This is a genomic window from Maritalea sp. (genome assembly GCF_047634455.1).
In the GTDB taxonomy this organism is placed as follows: domain Bacteria; phylum Pseudomonadota; class Alphaproteobacteria; order Rhizobiales; family Devosiaceae; genus Maritalea.
Genome location: NZ_JBLIAI010000056.1, coordinates 1 through 17,270 on the forward strand (window position 1 = coordinate 1; position 17,270 = coordinate 17,270).

Genomic DNA, 17,270 nt, shown 5'->3' on the forward strand with positions numbered 1-17,270 from the left:
CAGATATTGGCTGGGGGCATCAAATCCGTTCTTACGTGTTGCAGCCCTACCAGATGGTCAAAGACTTGCGCACCGGCGTCGAGAGCACCCAGCCTGCCGATGTGCTGGACGGTGATTTGGACCAGTTCATGGAAGCCGCTTTGGCATTGCGCGTGGGCAAGGACGACGAATAGCTTTTTAAAACTAGAGAAATTTAGTCAATTTTGCCCCGGCTACGATGAAACGGTCGGGGTTTATCGGCTCACCATTCTTGCGGATTTCCAAGTGCAGGTGCGGGCCGGTGCTGCGGCCTGAAGACCCGACCAATGCGATGGTGTCGTTTGGTGAAACGGTTTGACCCTTTTTTACGAGGATCGCTGAAAGATGAGCATAACGGGACACAAGTCCGCTTGGATGGGTGATTTCTACGGTTTTGCCATAACCACCCTTTAGGCTTGCATATGTCACTTTGCCATATCCAACTGGTGCCACTTTCGTTCCGCGCGGTGCCCTAAAATCTAAACCGGAATGGAATGCGGATTTTCCGGTGAATGGGTCGCTGCGATTGCCAAAGCGAGAACTGTATTTGAATTTCCAAGGGACAGGACGATAAATGGGCGCGTTGATCAGCGTGCTCTTTGCGTTTTCAAATCGTGAAAGCGCGTTCATGGCAGCATTTGCAGCATCGACATGGTCAATATTGTTTAGATCTGCGCGTGCGGGCAAATACAGACCACCGCTTGCTGGTTCAAGTTTGACTGGCAAGCCTGCCCGCTTGAGCTCTTTTTCAATCACCATTGCGCTATTGTCGGCTGAAGCGGTAATCGCGTTTAAGGCGGAGAGACTCTCGGCTTGCATGGTGATGATATTCTGTGTCACTTGAGCAATGTCGGTTTGGGCAGTGCCGGTGAGTTCAGGTGGATTTGTGCGGATCGCAGCGCTCTTGTCGGATTTTACATCCAACCCAAGGGATGTTGCCATTTCGGCCAATGATTTCACATAATCGTGCTGTTCGATAAGTAAATCTTGCTGTGCTGCTAGTTCTTGCAGTTGCAGGTTTACATCGCCTGATCTTGCAAATTGGCGCGATTGCACGCGATCCAATTCTGTGCGCAAAAGGGCAATGCGATTTTCATATGCGGCCAATTGCATTGCTGAGGTGGACGACAGGGCCTCAGCAATTTTGGGGTTTTTGTACAGAGCGATGGCAAGCATCACGTTGCTGGAAAAAAGCACGGTGACGAGCGCATAAATCCAAAAATGCCTAAACCTCTCTCCCTTAAAGTGGGTGAGAAAAATTTGGTTTGTGGCCCTTTGGCCGGTCGCTGCAAAACTTCGCACTAGCTACTCACTGGTCAGGTCATATTAGGAAACTTGACTGTGAATGAGTATGGTTAATAAAGCGCCAAAGGCTGAGTGGATAATTACGGCGAGGGGATTTTAAATCGGAGTTGTAGCGCTTCAACTGCGTTGAGATATGATTTCATTGAGCACTGCTTGGGCGTGGCCTTTGGCTTTAACTTTGCGCCAAATGTGGGCAATATTACCCTGGTCATCGATGAGGAAAGTTGCGCGTTCGATGCCGAAATGGGTTTTGCCGTACATCTTTTTTTCCACCCAAACGCCATACAGCTCGATCACATGCTTTTCCGGGTCTGAACCTAGCAATATGCCAAGTGCGTGTTTGGCGCGAAAATTTTCATGTCGTTTGATGCTGTCTGCAGAAATACCGATCAGTACTGTATTTGTGGCCTCAAATTCTGATTTCAGGTCAGTAAAATCGATATTTTCAATCGTGCAGCCACTGGTATCGTCTTTTGGATAGAAAAACAGAACAACGTTTTTACCCAAATGGGCGGCAAGCGAAAATGTTCCATCCGAATCAGTGGGAAGTTCAAATTTGGGTGCTGGTTGACCAACTGCTGGCAGGCTCATATTTTGACAGTCCTTCGCATGAAAATGTGCGGTTGTATTTGCTAGTGTTATCAGTGCCTTACAACGGACAAATTTTCAAGCCAGAGATGGCCCTTGTGGTCTCAGGTTTGGATTGATTATCAATGAGGTGGGGAATGACGGCGCTGCAGGCTAAATGACGAAAACTTCTACAAAGACTAAAGTGACTCAAACAATTCAAAAGCCATTCTGGCGCAAGCACAAATTTGTCTGGCCAACGGCTGTGCTGATGGTGCTTGCAGCGTTGCTTATACGGGTTATCGTTGCCCCGCTCAGTTTACCGCTGATCGACAATATCATTAGGGATCAGTTCGCCGCTCAGGTCTCAGACGGCGAATATGAATTGGTCTTTGAAAAGTCTGGAATTCGTCTGCTAAATGGTTGGATGCCGACCGTTCAACTTGATAAAGTTGAAATTGTTCACCCGGCGAGTGGTGCGCGCGTTGACGCACAAAGTCTTAAATTCAGCTGGTTCACGCCTGCCTTTTTTTCTGGCAAACCGACATTGGAAGTGTTGGTTGAAAAGCCGAACTTACAGCTGGTGCAAGATTACAGTGGTATTCGCCTTGCCAAGGTTGAAATCGACGAGGGTGGTGCGGATCAGCCGGTTGTCCGCCTCCAGTCCAAGGGCGATAATGCACCCAACATCAAGGTCACAAATGACGGTGTCGTTACTGATGGGCAAGGTGCGCAAACAAATGCGGGCATAAGATCGGACAATGCTTGGGCCATTGAAGGTGTTGAGACGTTGGAGCAGGTCTTTGCTCTTTTTGCGGAAGAAACAAGTTCTGCATCGTTTAGAATACTAGATATTCGACATGCCAATGTGCAGCTTGTTGACCGGATATACCAGCTTTTTCGCCAGCTCGACGATGTCAATATGAGAATGGAATCATTTGGCGCCGATGTGCAAATGGATCTCGAGTTTAACACTATTGAGAGCCGCACCTATGGTGAATTGCTCTGGTCTTCTGGTGGGCAACAAAATCGGCACATTGCAGGGCAGTTCGAAAATATTGATTTGGCGTTGATCCTGCCGTTTTTGGACGATCAGGACGGCTTAATTGCGCTTAAGGGCGGCACGAACATGTCGTTTGAAGTGGACTATGATGCAAACGGTGTGCAACACGGCGCGTTTGAGATTGATATTTCTCAAACGTCAGCGTCAATCCAGGGGGATCTGTTTGAGGTCCAGGCAAAGCCGGCTCAAGTCGAATGGTTCCCGCAAGAAGCACGCTATACGCTCGCTCCATTTGCCGTGCAGATCGGACAGTCTTCTAGTTTGGTTGATGGTGAGTTTTTAATGGGCTTAGATGAAAATTACGGCCCGACGGTGGGTTTCTCTTTCCGGCTGCGCGACACATATCTGCGACCTAATGATTTGGGCGTACCGAGCAATGTACTTGATACCATCACAATTGCGGGTTGGTCTGCACCGCTTTACGGGGCGATGGGGATTGATAAATTATCGTTCCGTGACGACCAAATGGAGTTGGACGGTCAGGGGCGAATTGACGTGCTGCAAACAGGACTTGGTTTTGATCTGACCTTGTTTGGAAAAGGCGCCTCTGCAGATGATCTGAAGCGGATTTGGCCGTATTTTTTGGCAACAGAGGCCCGCACATGGTTTGTGCAAAATGTATCAGGAGGTCGAATTGACGAGGCCAAGATGCGTTTTAATTTTCCTGTCGGTACGGTTGGCAAGCCTGGCGAAGACCGTCGGATACCAGAGGGTGGTGTTTCGATTGAGGGTACTGCACAGAATGTAGAGCTTGTCCCGTTACCGGGTTTTCCAACAATCGAAATTGTTGGGACCACAAATATACAGGTCAAAGATCATTTTATGGTCATGGGTTTTGATAAGGCCGTGGTGCGCGATGAAAGTGGTGAGGTCACCATAGAGAATGCAGCATACCTCAATAAAGACAGTGGAGCAAAAGAGCAGATTTTTGAGATTTCGGGTCAGTTGAAAGGTTCGATTTCTACCCTCGTATCCATTGCCAATAAAGAGCCGCTAAATCTGCTGAAAGACTTTGATGTTGAATATCGTCCCGAAGACTTAACCGGTGAAGCCGATGTTCAGGTTATCGCAACAATATCGCAAGATGAGGGTGGGAAACCAAAAGGGTTGGACTACACGTTGAATGGAACTGTTGCGGATTTCGCATCAAAATTCCCAATTGAGGGCCAAGTGGTTTCAGACGGTGCAGTTCAGTTTACCGCTTCACAGGCAGGCTATCGCATTTCTGGCCGCGCCAATATCGGTGGGCTGGACGCCAATATTCTGGTGGAGGCGGATGATGGAGCCGATCCGGTCATTACGGCCAATGCGACATTAACCGAAGCGGATCGCAAATCTCTTGGACTGGATTTGAGCCAGTTTATTGAAGGACCGCTGCGCATTGTTGGACGGCCATCTGGTGAAACCATTCAATTAGCGGTTGACCTTACCGATGCGCGCGTAAAATTTGCCGAACTGGGTATCGACAAGAAGAAGGGGATCAAAGGACAGCTGAACGCTACATTGTTGATAGACGGCACCCTAGTTTATGCCCAGACAGTAGATATGAGGTTTGGAAATGTGCGCGTGGCTGGCTCATTGCGATATGACCTCAAAGACGGGCTGATTTCTGCTAACATTATTGACTTGGTGCTGAATAAAGGTGATCGCACTAGCGTATCGATGGTGCCGATTAAAGGTGGTTTTGCGGTTGAAGTTATTGGTGAACAACTCGATCTCAAGCCCATGCTAAAACGATTTTTGGGGTTAGGCGAAACGGCAAGCGGCAAAGCGACGTCGAACGCACAAGATCAGATCATCGATATTGTCGTGAAACTTGATCGCGCACTTGGATTTTATAAAACCACAGCCTTTGGTGTAAATGCCCATCTACGATTCAAGGGCGCAGATTTCATCCGGGTCGATGTGCAGGCGTCTCTGGGCAATAAGAAGGCCGTTTCCATCGCAACCAACGCTGTCAATAATGGACGTTCCATGTCGGCCGTATCCAATGACCTTGGCACATTGTTGCGGTTTATTGGTATGTATTCTCAACTGCTCAATGGTGATGGTAGTTTGGTTCTAAATATCCAGAATTCTCCGTGGAAAGTGGATGGCGAATTTGTGCTGAATGAATTCTCCATTGTTGATGAAGATCGCGTGGCGCAGGTGATGGGCAATCACAAGGACAGTCGGGCGCTGATCGAGCGCGAGAATCGGGTGAACTTCAAACGCGGTGAAGCAAAATTTGAGGGCTCAAATGGTGTGATTACCATCGTGGATGGTGCACTTGATGGTGGCACAATTGGTGGGACGTTGCGGGGCAACATTATGACCAATACGCGACAGTATGATTTGGTTGGAACCTATATTCCGCTATTTGGCCTGAACAATATATTCCAGAAACTGCCGTTGCTCGGCAAGCTTTTGGGTGGACGCGATGGAGAAGGTTTGATTGGGGTTACGTTTGCCATTCGGGGGGATCTTGATAACCCGAAATTTGCCATCAACCCAGCATCGATATTGGCACCTGGTGTGTTTAGGCGTCTGTTTGAATTCAAAGCCAAGAGCGGCGATAAACAAGCTCAGGATGCGTTGAAGGCCGTGGACGGACAATCTGGGAATTGATTTTATTCCGGTAGTTTTGACTATCTGTGGCTGCGACCGGGTTTTTGACACGGATTGGTTTGGATTTGATGCCAACTTGTTTGGACCCCGGGTCAAGCCCGGGGAAGCCAAGAGGGGCGTGACACCTCGGGGAAGTCAAAGTGGGTTAAACGTGGACTGTCTCGATGAATCTAAAGTGGGGGCTTTGGTTGCCCACTGAGACGTCGGGTTGGTATTGCCACCGAGGCCGGATGTAGGTGCAAAGACCCCCCAACGGCCATCCCGCACTTGATGCGGGATCATTTTCCTTGTCATTAACGGGCCCATGTAAAGCTTCGCAACTTGTTGTAATTTCAGGCGGGTGTGAACCCAGAACAAAAAAAGCGGGACAATTGCCCCGCCTTTTATATTCAATCTGTAAAGTACGTCGTCTAAATCGGCTTAATCAACACATGTCGTTTCTTACCAGCGGAAATTTTGATTACGCCTTCGGGTAGAATGTTTGCTTGCGCAATTGTGCCGCGCTCGTCATCAACTTTTTCGTCGTTGACTTTAAGCGCGCCTGACTTGATCAGGCGACGTGCTTCGCCGTTTGAGCCAGCAAGTCCCGCTAGAACCGCAACATTGAGCATGCCAATGCCGGCATTGAGGTCAGCTTTGGACACTTCGATTGTGGGCAGGGACAAATCGATGGCCCCTTGCTCAAAAGTTGCTTTGGCTGTTTGCGCTGCAGCCTCCGCAGCTTCCTTGCCATGGATCAGAGCGGTTGCGGCCGTTGCCAATATCTTTTTGGCCTCGTTCATTTCGCCGCCTTCAAGTCCTTCAAACCGTGCAATCTCATCTAGTGGCATAGTGGTGAACATGCGCGCAAATTTCGCCACATCGTCGTCGCCCGTGTTGCGCCAGAACTGCCAGTAGTCGTAAACTGAAAACATGTCGGGCTTAAGCCAAATGGCACCAGAAACAGACTTGCCCATCTTTGAACCGTCAGATTTTGTGATCAACGGCGTGGTGACCGCAAAGCATTCCGCGCCGTTCAGTTTGCGCGAAAGGTCGACACCTGAAAGGATGTTGCCCCACTGGTCTGAGCCGCCCATTTGCAGCGTGCAGCCATAACGCTTGTTGATCTCAGCAAAATCGTAGCCTTGCAAGATCATGTAGTTAAACTCAAGGAAGCTCAATGATTGTTCGCGATCCAAACGTTGTTTCACCGAATCACGGGTCAGCATTTGATTGATCGAAATCTTGCTGCCTACTTCGCGCAAGAAATCAACATAGTTGAGTTTCATTAGCCATTCGGCGTTATCAAGCATGGTTGCATCAGTGGCGCCATCGCCAAATGCCAACAAGCCGTCGAAGATTTCGCGAATGCTGGCCTTGTTGCCCTCAATGATTTCCGGCGTCATCATTTGACGCATTTCGTCTTTGCCTGACGGATCGCCAACCATCGATGTTCCGCCGCCCATTAACACGAGCGGCTTGTTGCCAGTTTTTTGCAGCCAGTAAAGCAGCATGATCTGCACAAGGTTGCCCACGTGCAGGCTCTTAGCTGTTGCGTCAAAGCCAATATAACCTGTTACCGGACCTTCACACAGTTTCTTGTCCAGGGCTTCTGCATCAGACAATTGATACAAAAATCCGCGGCTCTCAAGAGTGCGCAAAAATTCGGATTTGTAAGTCATAATCGCTTTCCTTTTGGTTTTTAACTAACGCCCGCCGCCAGCCGCAATATCTGCACGTCGACGATCAAGGTATTCAGAACAGCGTTCCGTCAATTCTTCGATTTTGTCTTGGAAGAAGTGATTTGCACCTTCGACGGTCTGTTGCTCAATGGTGATACCTTTTTGCATCTGTAATTTGTCGACCAACTTTTGCACTGAATCAGCTGGTGCGACGCGGTCGGTTTCCCCATGGATAATCAGGCCCGAAGAGGGGCAGGGTGCCAAGAAGGAGAAGTCATAAAGGTTTTCTGGTGGAGCCACCGAGATAAAGCCCTCAACTTCTGGTCGACGCATCAGCAATTGCATGCCAATCCAGGCACCGAATGAAAAACCGGCGATCCAGACGCCCGGGCTTTCTTTGTTTAGAGTTTGCATCCAATCAAGGGCTGCCGCTGCATCTGACAACTCACCTAAGCCGTGATCGAATTCGCCTTGCGAGCGGCCAACGCCGCGCGAGTTAAAGCGCAAAACGGAAAAACCGCGCTCCACAAACATGTAGAATAGGTTGTAGATGATTTGGTTGTTCATGTTGCCGCCGAATTCTGGATGCGGGTGCAACAAAATGGCGACAGGCGCGTTTGGTTCCTTGGAGGGCTGGTAACGACCTTCTAGGCGACCGGTTGGGCCATTGAAAAAGACTTCAGGCATAAGTTGTCCTTCTTTCGCGCATAATTCATGTCTTTGACTTTTTGCAACCAACTCACACAAAAGTTGAGTGTGGGTTATGGTGAAAAAGGTTGACGAATGGTTGCGTGCTTCCTAAAACGTGAGAGCAAAATACCAGTTTAGAATTATTCAAAACTAGTTTTTGGTCCAATTAGTCCGACTTGAGCGATCCTTTTACCTATTTAGGGAGCGAAAGTTCAAGAACTGATTGGATTATTTGGCCAAATGAGTGAACGAATTTCGATAAAATGACCAACTTTGTCACATATCTGGATCATCATGCCTCTGCGTCGCTGCTTCCCGCTGCACGCGAAGCGATGAATGCGATGTTCGAAATTGTGGGGAATCCCTCTTCTGTTCATGCAAATGGGCGCAAATTGCGTGCGGCAATTGAGACGGCGCGCGATCAAGTTGCACTAGCTGCGGGTACAATTCGCAGCCGTGTCGTTTTCACGGGGTCGGCGACCGAAGCACTCACCCAGGCGATCGTTGGTGGGGCAAAAAGCCAAAATGTTTCGCGCATTCTATTTGGTTCGGGCGAACATATGGCAGTGGTTCGTGCTGTGGAAGCCACTGAAGTTCAAGCGCAAGCGATTCCAATGTTGGCAAACGGACTTTATGATCTTGATTGGCTGTCTGCTGCGATTGCTACGGCGAACAGCGCTGAAGAGCGCGTGATGGTGGTTGTACAACAAGTAAACAACGAAACAGCGGTTGTTCAGCCAATTGCACATATTGAAGATTTGATGCGCGAAACTGCTCACCTGTTGATTTTGGACGCGGCGCAAGGTTTCGGCAAAACCCAGTTTTTCTTTGATCCCTCGCGCGTTGATGCGATGGCGATATCCGGGCACAAGATTGGCGGCCCGGTTGGCGTTGGCGCATTGATTGTAAAGCCGGCAATGGACAGTGCAAAATTGATCCCGGGTGGTGGACAAGAGCAGGGACGTCGGGGGGGCACTGAAAGCGCTGCGCTGATTGCTGGCTTTGGGGTGGCGGCCCAAAGCGCGAAAGAGCGATTTGACGCGGTGCGTCAAGCCAAATTGATTGAAATTGCGCAAGCAGGTTTGTTGAAGATTGCCCCAGACGCCACCATATTTGGGGGGGATGTTGAGCGGACGGGAACTGCGATGTGTTTTGCGGTTCCAGAATTAAAGAACAACATTAGCTTGATAAATTATGATCTTGATAATGTGGCGCTATCGGCTGGATCAGCTTGCTCGTCGGGCAAAGTTTCTCGATCACATGTTTTATCCGCAATGGGCGTCGATGATGCGATTGCGGATTGCGCATTGCGGTTGAGCGTGGGGTGGAACTCCACAGGGGATGATATTGAGAGATTTTTGGCGGTAACAAAGAAACTTGTTGCCCGTCACCACCAAAAACGTGGCGCAGCTGCGTAGCTGGTTGGAAAGAGTTTAGGAGCGAAAGTTATGGTAGCGGTTCAAGAAACAATCGATCATGTAAAAGAGATCGAAGTCGAAAAATATAAATATGGGTTCAAAACCGATATCGAAATGGATATGGCCCCTAAAGGCTTGAGCGAAGACATTGTGCGCTTCATTTCGGCCAAAAAAGCTGAACCGGAATGGATGCTCGAATGGCGGCTTGATGCCTATCGCCGTTGGTTGCAAATGGAAGAGCCAAAGTGGGCGCGGGTCAATTATCCTGAAATCGACTTTCAAGACTTGTATTATTACGCTGCACCGAAATCGTCACCGGGCCCCAAAAGCCTAGCGGACGTTGATCCTGAATTGCTCGAAACATACAAAAAACTCGGTATTCCGCTGCAAGAGCATGCTGCGCTTGCGGGTGTTGAAGGCGCGAGAATTGCAGTTGATGCGGTTTTTGACAGTGTTTCAGTGGTCACCACATTCCGTGAGGAATTGAAAAAACATGGTGTGATTTTCTGCTCGATCTCAGAAGCGTTGAAAGAGTATCCGGACCTTGTAAAGAAGTATCTTGGAACAGTGGTTCCTGCTACCGACAACTTCTATGCGACGCTGAACGCCGCTGTGTTTTCTGACGGATCGTTCGTTTACATTCCAAAGGGCGTACGTTGCCCTATGGAATTGTCGACATATTTCCGAATTAATGAGGAAAAAACAGGTCAGTTTGAGCGGACGCTGATTATTGCTGAAGAAGGCTCATATGTGAGCTATCTTGAAGGCTGTACAGCACCAATGCGCGACGAGAACCAACTGCATGCTGCGGTAGTTGAATTGGTGGCGCTTGATGATGCTGAGATCAAATATTCAACGGTTCAAAACTGGTATCCGGGCGATAAAGACGGCAAGGGCGGCATTTACAACTTTGTGACGAAGCGTGGCGATTGCCGGGGCAAGAATTCAAAGATTTCTTGGACACAAGTTGAAACCGGCTCTGCAATCACTTGGAAGTATCCAAGCTGCATTTTGCGTGGTGACAATTCGGTTGGGGAATTCTATTCGATTGCTGTTTCGAATGGTCACCAGCAAGTGGATAGCGGTACAAAGATGATCCATTTGGGCAAGAACACGTCTAGCCGTATCATTTCAAAAGGCATTTCTGCGGGTGTTTCGCAGAATACATATCGCGGTCAAGTTTCAGCTCATGCGAAGGCAACGGGTGCGCGCAACTTCACGCAGTGTGACAGTTTGTTGATTGGTGACCAATGTGGTGCGCACACCGTGCCGTACATTGAGAGCAAAAACCCGAGCGCGGTGTTTGAGCATGAAGCAACCACGTCGAAAATTTCCGATGATCAAATGTTTTATTGCTTGCAGCGTGGCTTGAACGAGGAAGAGGCTGTTGCCCTGATCGTCAATGGTTTTGTGCGCGACGTACTGCAACATTTGCCAATGGAGTTTATGGCGGAAAGTCAAAAGCTGATCGGCATCAGCCTTGAAGGTAGTGTGGGCTAAAATGGAAAAACTGCTATTTGCATTGGCTGTTGGCGCGGGCATGGGCTGGTTGGTCGCCGGGCGCGTCAAAAAAGACGAGCCCAAGATGTTCAGGCAGATAGGGACGATTGCCGGTGGGATTGCAGCGATTGTTGTTTGGGTCGTTGCTGAATTCTTTTGGTAAGCCATAATTTGATGCGGTGAAGACCGCTAATTTAACAATGCCCAATGGGCAAAAGAGACAGGCCGACCGGGATGACGGCCGAATTTGAAGGAATATGAGATGACGACGCCAATTCTTGAAATCAAAGATTTACACGTAAAAGTTGAGGAAGAAGACAAAATCATCCTTAAAGGTGTGAACTTGACTTTGCCGGCCGGTGAAGTCCACGCGATTATGGGCCGTAATGGTTCTGGCAAATCAACACTTTCATACGTACTTGCTGGCAAAGACGGCTACGAAGTGACGCAAGGCGAAGTCCTGTTTCACGGCAAGGATTTGCTGGCAATGTCTGCGCACGAGCGCGCAGCAGCTGGCTTGTTCTTGGCCTTCCAATACCCGATTGAAATTCCGGGTGTTGCGACCATGACTTTCCTCAAGGCGGCGTTGAATGCGCAACGCAAATCACGCGGCGAAGACGAGATGAAAATCCCCGATTTTATGAAAATGGTGAAAGAGGCGGCCGCTAAACTTGAGATCAAGCAGGAAATGTTGAAACGGCCATTGAATGTTGGTTTTTCTGGCGGCGAAAAGAAACGCGCTGAAATCCTACAAATGGCGCTGATGCAACCTTCGCTTTGTGTCTTAGATGAAACAGACTCTGGCCTTGATATTGATGCCTTGAAGATTGTGTCTGAAGGTGTGAATTTGCTGCGGTCTCAAAACCGCTCCATGCTGGTGATTACGCACTATCAGCGGTTGCTCAACCACATTATTCCGGATCGCGTACACGTGTTCTCAGATGGCCGTATTGTTGAAAGTGGCGATCGTGAGTTGGCACTTCAACTCGAAAGCAAGGGCTATGCCGAATTTGACGGCCACGCGGCATAGGGCAATCTCATGAACAAAATGAATATCAAATTGAGTGGCGCTGAAGAGCAGCTTAGAGCGATCCTTGTCACACACGGACAAGACTCGGCTGCGGCGCAATTTGCCGACATTGGTTTGCCGACACGTCGGATTGAGGCTTATCACTATACCGACTTGAAGTCGTTGTTGCGGGAGGTGCCGAGCGCGCTTGCGAAAGCAAATGTTGGGACAACAGCCAAGCGTTCAGTTTTTGAAGGCACTGCGCGAATTGAGATTGTCAACGGTCAAATGGCCGGGGATTTTGACGTTGAAGGCGTCAGCGTTGCCACAAGCGGTAATGACGCGTCAGGCGAGGACAGCGTTGTATTGCTCAGCGAAGCCCTTGTTGGTGATGTTGTCGAAATCAAGGTTTCTGGCGAGCTTGATCAAGTTTTGCATATTGACCGCATCATTGATGGCGACGCTGCGATCAATGCGGACAAAGTTGTCGTCACCGTCGAGGATGGTTGCTCGTTGACATTGGTTGAGAGCTTTAACGCGTCTGATGCTGCCCATATGCGCTTGGCGACGACGGAAATCGCATTGGGCGAGGGCGCAAATGTTGTGCATTTGCAGCTTGATGGCAATTCTGCAGATACGCGGCACTTCGCAAACGTTCGATACAGTCTTGCTGGTGATAGTTTGCTGCGCACATTTGTGCAGCACACAGAGGCGCAATTGAGCCGGACAGTTGTCACGGCGGACTTTAATGGTGGTGGTGCGCATGCTGATTTCGCCGGGTTGAATCTTTTGGCCGGCAAACAACATGCGGACATCACGTTGAACGTCAATCATTTGGTGGCGAATACAACCAGCACCGAGATGTTCAAAAACGTTGTGCATGACGGTGCTAAAGCAGTGTTCCAGGGCAAAATTGTTGTGGCCAAGGACGCACAGAAAACTGATGCGCAAATGATGTGCCAAGGTTTGATCCTGTCCGAACGTGGCGAAATTCTGGTGAAACCAGAACTTGAAATTTTCGCGGATGACGTGATTTGTGCACACGGCGCAACATGTGGTGAGCTGGATGAAAATTCATTGTTTTACCTGATGAGCCGGGGCATTCCGCGCAAAGAAGCCAAAGCGATGCTGATCCGCGCTTTCTTGGCCGAAATGTTTGAGCCAATGGAAGTTGAGGCCGTTGTTGAAACGCTTGAAGCGCGCGTTGACAGCTGGTTGGACGAGCGTGAAGAGGCGTAAACTTGAGTATGTTTGATTTGGAACGAGTGCGCGCAGATTTTCCGATTTTGGATGAAGAAATCCACGGTAATCGCTTGGTCTATCTGGACAGTGGCGCTTCGGCGCAAAAGCCGCAGCAGGTGCTGGACCGGATCATGCATGCCTATAGTCACGAATATGCGAATGTGCATCGTGGTCTGCACACGCTTTCCAATCGGGCAACCGACGCATTTGAAGATGCGCGCGAAAAGGTTCGAGCGTTCATCAATGCGCCAACTGTGGAACAAGTGGTTTTCACCCGTTCAGCGACCGAAGCACTGAATTTGGTCGCTGCTAGCTTTGCCGGGCCGCGTTTAAATGAAGGCGATGAGATTGTCATCACCAAAATGGAGCATCACTCCAATATTGTGCCGTGGCATTTCCATAGGGAACGCAAAGGCGCGGTGATCAAATGGGTGGACGTTGCAGACGATGGCAGTTTCGATTTGGAATTGTTTAAAGCTGCGCTGACTGACAAGGTTAAAGTGGTTTCGATCACCCACATGTCCAATGTGACCGGCACAGTGGTGCCGATCAAGCAGGTCTGCGAGATCGCACATGCGCGTGGCATTCCTGTGGTGGTTGACGGTAGCCAAGGTGCGGTGCACGAGCTGGTTGATGTGCAGGACCTTGACGCTGATTTCTACATCATGACCGGGCACAAGCTTTATGGGCCAACGGGAATTGGCGTGCTTTACGGCAAAGCTGAACTGTTGGCTGAAATGCAGCCCTATCAGGGCGGCGGCGAGATGATCAATGATGTGACGCTTGACGATGTCACATATAATGAGCCGCCGCACCGCTTTGAAGCGGGAACGCCGCCGATTGTTCAAGCTATTGGATTGGGTGCTGCGCTTGACTATATCAATTCAATTGGCCGCGAGAACATCAAGGCCCACGAAACAGAAGTTGGCGCTTATGCGCGTCAGAAGTTGAGTGGAATCAACTCTTTGCGATTGATTGGCGATGCACCGGGGAAAGGTGCTATATTCTCATTCGCAATTGAAGGCGTGCATGCGCATGATTTGAGTACGATTTTGGACCGTTATGGCATTGCCGTTCGAGCAGGTTCGCATTGTGCGCAGCCACTGCTGCACCGGTTTGGCGTAACATCGACCTGCCGCGCATCATTTGGTGTTTATAATGGCAAAGACGATGTAGATGCTTTGGTTGTGGCTATCGCAAAAGCGCAGAAATTTTTCGCTTAAAGGAGCGTATCAATGAGTGAAGAAACAAGTACTGTGGAAGATGTTGCGGTAAATGCAGCACAAATTTCTGTTTCTGACGGATTGCAAGAAACCGATGTCCAGCGCTTCACAGATGATATTGTTGCTGCGCTAAAGACCATTTCCGATCCAGAGATCCCGGTTGATATTTACGAATTAGGTCTTATCTATAAGGTTGATCTTGACGACAATCGCAATGTCACGATCGACATGACGTTGACAGCGCCGGGTTGCCCAGTTGCTGGCGAGATGCCAGGCTGGGTGGAAAATGCGGTTCGTACTGTTGAGGGCGTTCAGGATGTGGCCGTGAATATGGTGTTTGAACCGCCTTGGGGCCCTGATCGTATGTCAGAAGAAGCGCAAGTTGCGCTAAATTGGTGGTAATAAAATGAAATTCCTCGCCATTACTGAAAATGCGGCAGCTAGAGTAAAAGCAATTCTTAGCCAATCTGGTGACGATAGCGTTAATGCTGTGCGTGTTGGCGTGAAAAATGCTGGCTGTGCGGGCATGGCCTATACGCTGGACTATGTCAGCGAGCCGGTTAAAGGCGACGACCATGTGTCAGAGCATGGGGTTGATGTGTATATTGACCCCAAAGCAACTTTGTTCTTGCTTGGTACAGAAATGGATTACAAAGAAGATATTCTGAAATCAGAATTTACCTTTGAAAATCCAAACCAAACAGGTTCTTGTGGTTGTGGTGAAAGCGTGATGCTGGAGCCAGCAGATTTGCAAGAGATCGCCAAAGCACGCGCGAGCGCAGGCGGCAATTCTTAAAGACGCCAAAGCCGAATCAATACATTGAGAAAATTAAATACGTACTTGTAACTACGCGACTTTTGAGTTGCGGAATGCTTCGTCAGTTTCGCAAACCACGCAGTTGCGACCTTCACGCTTAGCGGTGTAAAGGCATTCGTCTGCACGCTCAACAAATTCATGCATAGTTTCGTCGCGGTGCACCTGTGCGGCGCCGATAGAAATGGTGATCCGTCCAAGTTTTTGGTTGGTGGAGCGTTTCAAAAGCTCCTTAGCGTGCACGGCTTTGCGAACTTTTTCCGCGATTAGTCGTGCGCCGCGTATATCTGTGTCAGGCAATATGGCTGCGAACTCTTCGCCACCATATCTTGCTGCGTGGTCTTGGCCCTTGATGTTGGACTTCAGCGTCATCGCCACCAATCTTAATACTTGGTCGCCTGTTTGGTGTCCATAATTGTCGTTGAAGGCCTTGAAGTGGTCGATATCCATCATCAAAAGGCTGAAATGTTTGCCTGTTTGCTCAAATGCATCAAATTCTTGTTTCAAGCGCTGATCGAAGCTCTTGCGGTTTGGAATTTTTGTCAGCGCGTCAAGCATGGTTTCGCGTCGCGCCGTATCCAGATCGCGTTTCAAGCTCGAAATATCTTGTTTTGAAACTTTGAGCTTTTCTTCAAGGTTCTGATTGGCTTCTTGCATCTGCTTCGTTTCAGACTGCAATTTGGCCGCAAGGCGTTGAAGCGCCGTCGCGTCCATTTTTGTCGCCAATTTTATCGCGGCATTGTCCAGCGAACCCGAATAGCCTTCAGCAGTATCGATTGCCTCATCCATGGCACGGTTCACCGCGTCAATTTTGTGAGACATTTCTTGGCTGACATTTGTCAGTTGCGATTCTAAGTCTGACGGGTTGTCAAAGAATTCACGGTAGACTTGCAACACGTTTTCCATGGAAAGGGAATTGCTTTTCCCCAACAACATATTCAAGCGCTCGTTCAGCTGCTCGTTGATGCCAGAAGCATAGGTGTAACAAAGTTCGTAAAAATGCGGGTAGGGCGGAATCTTGGCGCGTTTAAGCATACCTAAGGCGGAAAACGAATACTCAAGCGTACGCTGGTAATCGTGTTCAGATACAAGCATTGAGAACTGGCTCCACCCATTTCATCACTCAGTGCGCGGTTTTACGCACCGAGTCATTAATTCTATTGCCCGTCTTTTTGTCTCAAAAGGTTAAATTTTGAGTTAACGGGGCGTTTAACTAGCTTGCCTAACGGGCCTTAAAAGGAACGCAGGGACTTGATCGGACTGGCCAAATGGCGTGGTGTCCTGGTTGCGATTTCGAGACTCTTGCCGATTTTTTTGATGGGGCAAAACTTTCTTTTCTTTCGCTTCAAAATTTTCGACGTTTGACGTGTTTTTCTGAGGTTCCTGCTGAGGTTTTTGAACAATATTGGTTTTTGTTCTTTTTTCCTGAACAGGTTTTGTTGGTCGATCAACTTTAAGTTTTTCGATCAAATCAGGTTTCATTTCGATCAATTTTTCAATTGCAACGAGATATTTTTTATCAGCGGGGGCAACTAAGGTGATGGCGACCCCTTCACGACCAGCGCGGCCCGTGCGCCCGACTCGGTGCACATAGTCTTCTGCGTGTGTCGGGATATCGAAGTTAAACACATGACTTACATCAGGAATGTCTAAGCCTCTGGCCGCAACATCACTTGCGATCAAAAAGGTGATTTCGTTGTTCTTGAAGCCAGCAAGGGTTGCCATGCGTGAACTTTGGTCCATATCGCCATGCAATGCCCCGTTATTGTAACCGTGACGCGTCAGTGAATTAGCAAGAGTGGCGATGTCCCGTTTGCGATTACAAAAGATGATCGCGTTTTTCAAGCCAACCGCTGCGTCAATTTGTTCGCGCAAGGCTGCGCGTTTTTCAGCAGGCTTGCTGCCGACCATGAGCACTTTTTGCGTAATCGTTTCGGCGGTTGAGTTTTGCCGCGTCGTTTCAACACTGATCGGGTTGTTCAGGAATTTTTTGGTCAGTTTTGCCACTTCATCAGGCATTGTTGCTGAGAAGAACAATGTTTGCCGACGTTTTGGCAGAAGAGAAGATATCTTCTCAATGTCAGGAATAAAGCCCATGTCGAGCATCCGGTCGGCTTCATCGATGACGAAAATATCGACGCCTGTCATTAACA

Annotated in this window: 15 protein-coding genes and 1 pseudogene; 10 read left to right on the forward strand and 6 right to left on the reverse strand. The window is 49.0% G+C overall.

Features of this window, described 5'->3' with window-relative positions:
* Positions 1 to 173, forward strand: a pseudogene (prfB, locus tag ACJAZW_RS12325) (peptide chain release factor 2); the annotation flags it as partial.
* A 10-nt stretch (positions 174 to 183) separates the two neighbouring features.
* Here the strand turns inward: prfB and ACJAZW_RS12330 are convergent.
* Positions 184 to 1,320, reverse strand: coding sequence for a M23 family metallopeptidase (locus ACJAZW_RS12330; protein ID WP_415158516.1), 1,137 nt, complete (start codon positions 1,318 to 1,320; stop codon positions 184 to 186).
* 120 nt (positions 1,321 to 1,440) lie between these two features.
* Positions 1,441 to 1,914: a peroxiredoxin gene (locus tag ACJAZW_RS12335; RefSeq protein WP_415158518.1), complete on the reverse strand. Its 474-nt coding sequence runs from the start codon at positions 1,912 to 1,914 to the stop codon at positions 1,441 to 1,443.
* A 154-nt stretch (positions 1,915 to 2,068) separates the two neighbouring features.
* On the opposite strand from ACJAZW_RS12335, the gene ACJAZW_RS12340 reads away from it, so the two are divergent.
* Positions 2,069 to 5,560 carry an AsmA-like C-terminal domain-containing protein gene (locus ACJAZW_RS12340; RefSeq protein ID WP_415158520.1) on the forward strand — a complete coding sequence of 1,164 codons (3,492 nt, stop codon included), beginning with the start codon at positions 2,069 to 2,071 and terminating at the stop codon, positions 5,558 to 5,560.
* 410 nt (positions 5,561 to 5,970) lie between these two features.
* On the opposite strand, the gene tyrS is transcribed toward ACJAZW_RS12340, so the two are convergent.
* Positions 5,971 to 7,224, reverse strand: coding sequence for a tyrosine--tRNA ligase (gene tyrS, locus ACJAZW_RS12345; RefSeq protein ID WP_415158540.1), 1,254 nt, complete (start codon positions 7,222 to 7,224; stop codon positions 5,971 to 5,973).
* A gap of 21 nt (positions 7,225 to 7,245) precedes the next feature.
* On the reverse strand, positions 7,246 to 7,908 hold the full coding sequence (locus ACJAZW_RS12350) for an alpha/beta hydrolase (protein WP_415158522.1): 663 nt from the start codon (positions 7,906 to 7,908) through the stop codon (positions 7,246 to 7,248).
* A 266-nt stretch (positions 7,909 to 8,174) separates the two neighbouring features.
* Here ACJAZW_RS12350 and ACJAZW_RS12355 point away from each other — a divergent pair, with 266 nt between their 5' ends.
* From ACJAZW_RS12355 to ACJAZW_RS12390, 8 genes are all read left to right on the forward strand, one after another.
* Positions 8,175 to 9,329: a cysteine desulfurase family protein gene (locus ACJAZW_RS12355; protein ID WP_415158524.1), complete on the forward strand. Its 1,155-nt coding sequence runs from the start codon at positions 8,175 to 8,177 to the stop codon at positions 9,327 to 9,329.
* Positions 9,330 to 9,359: 30 nt separating this feature from the next.
* Complete coding sequence (gene sufB, locus ACJAZW_RS12360) at positions 9,360 to 10,829, forward strand: Fe-S cluster assembly protein SufB (protein ID WP_415158526.1); 1,470 nt, start codon at positions 9,360 to 9,362, stop codon at positions 10,827 to 10,829.
* Between the two features lies 1 nt (position 10,830).
* Positions 10,831 to 10,992, forward strand: coding sequence for a hypothetical protein (locus tag ACJAZW_RS12365; protein WP_415158528.1), 162 nt, complete (start codon positions 10,831 to 10,833; stop codon positions 10,990 to 10,992).
* A gap of 111 nt (positions 10,993 to 11,103) precedes the next feature.
* A complete protein-coding gene (sufC, locus tag ACJAZW_RS12370) occupies positions 11,104 to 11,859 on the forward strand; it encodes a Fe-S cluster assembly ATPase SufC (protein ID WP_415158542.1) in 756 nt (251 codons plus the stop codon).
* A gap of 9 nt (positions 11,860 to 11,868) precedes the next feature.
* Positions 11,869 to 13,077, forward strand: a complete 1,209-nt coding sequence (gene sufD / locus ACJAZW_RS12375; protein WP_415158530.1) for a Fe-S cluster assembly protein SufD — start codon at positions 11,869 to 11,871, stop codon at positions 13,075 to 13,077.
* A gap of 8 nt (positions 13,078 to 13,085) precedes the next feature.
* The gene (locus ACJAZW_RS12380; protein WP_415158544.1) at positions 13,086 to 14,303 is read left to right on the forward strand and encodes a cysteine desulfurase; all 1,218 of its coding nucleotides are present in this window, start codon (positions 13,086 to 13,088) and stop codon (positions 14,301 to 14,303) included.
* 12 nt (positions 14,304 to 14,315) lie between these two features.
* Positions 14,316 to 14,705 carry an SUF system Fe-S cluster assembly protein gene (locus ACJAZW_RS12385; protein ID WP_415158532.1) on the forward strand — a complete coding sequence of 130 codons (390 nt, stop codon included), beginning with the start codon at positions 14,316 to 14,318 and terminating at the stop codon, positions 14,703 to 14,705.
* 4 nt (positions 14,706 to 14,709) lie between these two features.
* The gene (locus ACJAZW_RS12390; RefSeq protein WP_415158534.1) at positions 14,710 to 15,099 is read left to right on the forward strand and encodes a HesB/IscA family protein; all 390 of its coding nucleotides are present in this window, start codon (positions 14,710 to 14,712) and stop codon (positions 15,097 to 15,099) included.
* 51 nt (positions 15,100 to 15,150) lie between these two features.
* On the opposite strand, the gene ACJAZW_RS12395 is transcribed toward ACJAZW_RS12390, so the two are convergent.
* Complete coding sequence (locus ACJAZW_RS12395; protein ID WP_415158536.1) at positions 15,151 to 16,212, reverse strand: GGDEF domain-containing protein; 1,062 nt, start codon at positions 16,210 to 16,212, stop codon at positions 15,151 to 15,153.
* Positions 16,213 to 16,326: 114 nt separating this feature from the next.
* A partial coding sequence (locus ACJAZW_RS12400) for a DEAD/DEAH box helicase (protein WP_415158538.1) occupies positions 16,327 to 17,270 on the reverse strand: 944 nt, incomplete at its 5' end.